Genomic DNA, 4,010 nt, shown 5'->3' with positions numbered 1-4,010 from the left:
ATGGATTAAGCAAAAGGTAGCAGAAAGGGGCGAGTGAACATAAATGTAGATGGTGGAATATTCCACCATCTACTTATACAGATTCACTAAATAACAATTAATTGCATAATTAGGCTTAGATCATTGTCCATTCCCCAATTTTCCCTTATTCTCTCATAATTCAATTTATCTATTTAAGCTTAGAGAAAACACTCAGCAATGGATGACCAAATATTAACGCTCAAGGAAGTGGCCGCTTACTTGAAGCTTGCAGAGAAAACGGCTTACCGACTTGCGAGTGAGGGCAAGCTACCTGGCTTCAAAGTTGGTGGCTCTTGGCGCTTCAAGAAAGACGACTTAGAAAAGTGGATAGAGAGCCAAAAGGATGCTTAACAATATCACGCCATACCATGCAAAATACTTCGCTCATGAGCTTTCCATTCTTCATGCCAACAACGGTGTTGATAGATTGTCGCAGTCGTTGTTTGATGCAAGTGTCGATCTAAACCCACACCAAATTGAAGCGGCGCTTTTTGCAATTGAAAACCCACTAAGTAAAGGTGTGGTGCTCGCTGATGAAGTAGGTCTGGGAAAAACGATTGAGGCGGGTTTGGTACTTTGTCAGTACTGGGCTGAACGTAAACGAAAGCTGTTGATTATTTGCCCTGCGTCATTGAGACGTCAGTGGGCCAGTGAGCTGTTAGAGAAGTTCAACCTGCCATCGCAAGTAATTGATGCCAAAACCTATAATCAGCTGCAAAAAGCAGGCATTTATAACCCACTTAATAACAAGCAAATCGTCATTATGTCTTACCACTATGCAGCAAGGTTAGAAGACAAGCTGGTGGCTGAGATGTGGGACCTGGTGGTTATTGATGAAGCTCACAAGTTAAGAAATGCTCATCGCGAAAGTAACAAGATGGGTCAGGCGCTTAAACGTGCTTTAGATGGTCGTAAAAAATTGTTGCTTACTGCTACACCGCTACAGAACTCATTGATGGAACTGTATGGCATGTCGACATTGATCGACGAGCATACTTTTGGTGATTCTAAAGCGTTTCGAAAGCAGTTCATGCAAGCTGACAGCGACACGTTAGAGTTAAAAGAACGTCTATCGGGATTTGTAAAACGCACACTACGCAAAAACGTACTAGAGTACATCAAATACACAGAACGCAAAGCAATCACAATCCCGTTTTACCCTAGTGAGCAAGAACAAGATTTGTACGATCGTGTTCAGCTACTACTTGAACGTGAAGATAGCTACGCCTTACCAAAGCGGCATAGACATTTAACAGGCTTGATCCTGAGAAAGCTCCTGTCATCGAGTACAAAGGCGGTACTGAACAATTTGCAAATCCTCAAGCACCGTTTGGAAAAGCTAGCAAAAGGCGAGGCAGATGTAAGTGAAATCGATATAGTTCAACAGATTATTACAGACGATGATCTAGAAGACGATTTTGTTGAGGAGTTTGATCGTACATCTGAAGCTCAAGAGAACAAGCTGGTTGATCTTACCGTGCTACAGGCTGAAATTGCTGAGTTAGAGCTGCTGATTACTAAAGCCGAACTGATTGGCATTGATACTAAGTCAAAAGAGTTACTGATTGGGTTAGAAAAAGGCTTTGCGCAATTGGCAGAAATGGGTGCTGCGAAAAAAGTCATCATCTTTACAGAGTCGATGCGCACTCAGCAGTACCTTGCCCAATTTTTAGAAAGCAATGGTTACTTGGGCAAGGTAGTGACCTTTAGTGGTACCAATAACACACCTCAAGCTAACAAAATCTATCAGCAATGGCGGGAAGAGTATCAAGGTTCGTCTCGGATCACTGGTTCTGCTCAAATCGATAAACGTTCAGCGCTCATCGACCATTTTAAAGATCATTCAGAAATTATGATTGCGACAGAGGCTGCTGCTGAAGGTGTTAACCTCCAGTTCTGTTCGCTACTGATAAATTATGATTTGCCTTGGAACCCTCAACGTGTTGAGCAGCGAATCGGTCGTTGTCATCGCTACGGGCAAAAGTTTGATGTTGTTGTCGTTAACTTCCTTAATCAACGAAACCAGGCAGATCAGCGAGTGCTCGAACTGCTGACAGAAAAGTTTAATCTTTTTGATGGTGTGTTTGGTGCCTCGGACAGTGTGCTTGGTAGTATCGAAAGCGGGGTTGATTTCGAAAAACGTATTCAATCGATTTACGAGTCTTGCCGTACGCCAGACGAGATTGAGGCGGCGTTCTCTTCGCTGCAAAAGGAACTAGAGGATGAAATCAATAACAAGATGCAAAAGACGCAAGCGCAGCTGCTTGAGCATTTTGATGAAGATATTCACGACATCCTAAAAATTAAACTGGATGAGGCTAAAGAGCGTTTAGATAAAGTTGGTCGCTGGTTTTGGGCAGTTACTCACCATCAGCTAAAAGAGCAAGCCATCTTTGACCAGGACAACTATCGATTTACGCTTCAAAAGTCAGTCAATCAGCTGCCTGTTGGTCAATATCAGTTGCTCAGAAAGGCGGGACAAGGAGACAATGAACTACAAGCCCAGGATCATCACAGCTTTGCCTACCGGATTAATCATCCTTTAGGTGAATATGTTATTGATGCGGCAAAATCGCAGGAAACCAGCAATACAGAGCTTGTTTTCGATTGCACCAATCATGCGACTAAGGTTTCCGTTGCTGAAAAACTGAAAGGTCAATCGGGATGGTTAACTCTAAATATGCTGGCTGTCGATGCATTCAACCGCCAAGAGTTTTTGCTGTTTACCGCTCGAACAGACAATGGTCAGCTTGTAGACAGCGAGGCTTGCAAGAGGCTGTTTAGCTTAGGTGCAACCGTAAACAATCCCCGTGATTGTGCTGACGTTCATTCTTTACCCGTTGACTTGGCGGCACAAAAAAACAGGCAGGTTGAGGCCAAACTTGCAGAAGTGATGGAGCAAAACAATGCATTGTTTGAGGTTGAGCGGGACAAGTTGGAAAAGTGGGCAGAAGATAAGATGTTTGCTGCTGAAGAGGCACTGCGGGATATCAAAGCTCAAATTAAATCGGTAAAACGCGATTCTCGGCATGCACTTACCGTTGAAGAGCAGAAACTGAACCAAGAGAAACTGCAAAAGCTTGAACGCCAGCAAAAACGGCAGCGCATGGAGATCTTCGATATTGAAGATGAGATCGCAGATAAGCGAGACGAATTAATCGCTGCGCTTGAAGCGCGAATGAAGCAAAAGACAGAAGTCACAGAATTATTCACCATCCGTTGGCAAGTGATTTAATAATTTTAAAGAGAAAACAATGAGTAAGTACAACGAGCTAACCAAAAAGCTAAAAGAAATTTTTCAGATTGACCGTCCAGAGCTAGACTTTGGTATCTATCGTATCCTCAATGCACGTGCTGACGAGATAAACGACTATCTAGATAACAAGCTCAAGGCCAAAATTCAGTCTGCACTGGCTGATGCTGGCAATGCAAATAAGGCTGATCTTGAGCAGCAATTGCAAGCAGCGATTAAAGCCGCGACAGATGCTGGCTTTGAATCAGATCAAAGTCCTAAAGTGCAGGAATTGAAGGGCCAGTTGGCGGCAGCGGCTTCAGGGGCTAACGAGCATGAAAATGCTGTTTTCTCTCATCTGCTAACGTTTTTTTCTCGCTACTACGATAATGGCGACTTTATCAGCAAGCGTCGTTACAAAGGTGACACCTATGCGATCCCTTATGCGGGCGAAGAAGTCATGCTGCATTGGGCAAATAAAGATCAGTATTACATTAAAAGCGGCGAGAACTTCGCCAATTACTCATTTAAATTAGATGATGGTCGTAAGGTAAGCTTTAAGTTATTGGCAGCAGATACAGCCAAAGACAATCGTAAAGATAATGATGCCGATCGTCGCTTTGTGATGATTGAACCGCATACTCGCACCAAACTTGATGAGGATGGTGAAGAGTATGAACAAGCCTATCAAGCAGTTGAAGTTGTAAAAACGACCGAGCTCGTTAATGGCGAAAGCGTCGAGAATGAAGAGCTCGTT

The 4,010-nt window shown here is 43.4% G+C and carries 2 protein-coding genes and 1 pseudogene; all 3 read left to right on the top strand.

What is annotated here, in order from left to right; genetic code table 11:
• The first annotated feature begins 198 nt into the window (after positions 1-198).
• On the top strand, positions 199-372 hold the full coding sequence (locus I3255_RS13200; RefSeq protein WP_238039224.1) for a helix-turn-helix domain-containing protein: 174 nt from the start codon (positions 199-201) through the stop codon (positions 370-372).
• Positions 365-3,256, top strand: a complete 2,892-nt coding sequence (locus I3255_RS13195) for an SNF2-related protein (protein ID WP_238039223.1) — start codon at positions 365-367, stop codon at positions 3,254-3,256. Before I3255_RS13200 ends, I3255_RS13195 begins: the two co-directional genes overlap by 8 nt.
• A 19-nt stretch (positions 3,257-3,275) precedes the next feature.
• Positions 3,276-4,010 (top strand): annotated as a pseudogene (locus I3255_RS13190) (hypothetical protein); the annotation flags it as partial.

Origin of the sequence: Psychrobacter sp. Ps6, from assembly GCF_022129235.1 — a bacterium.
In the GTDB taxonomy this organism is placed as follows: domain Bacteria; phylum Pseudomonadota; class Gammaproteobacteria; order Pseudomonadales; family Moraxellaceae; genus Psychrobacter.
Note: the sequence above shows the minus strand (reverse complement) of the source record. Positions and strands in the feature narration are given on the sequence as shown.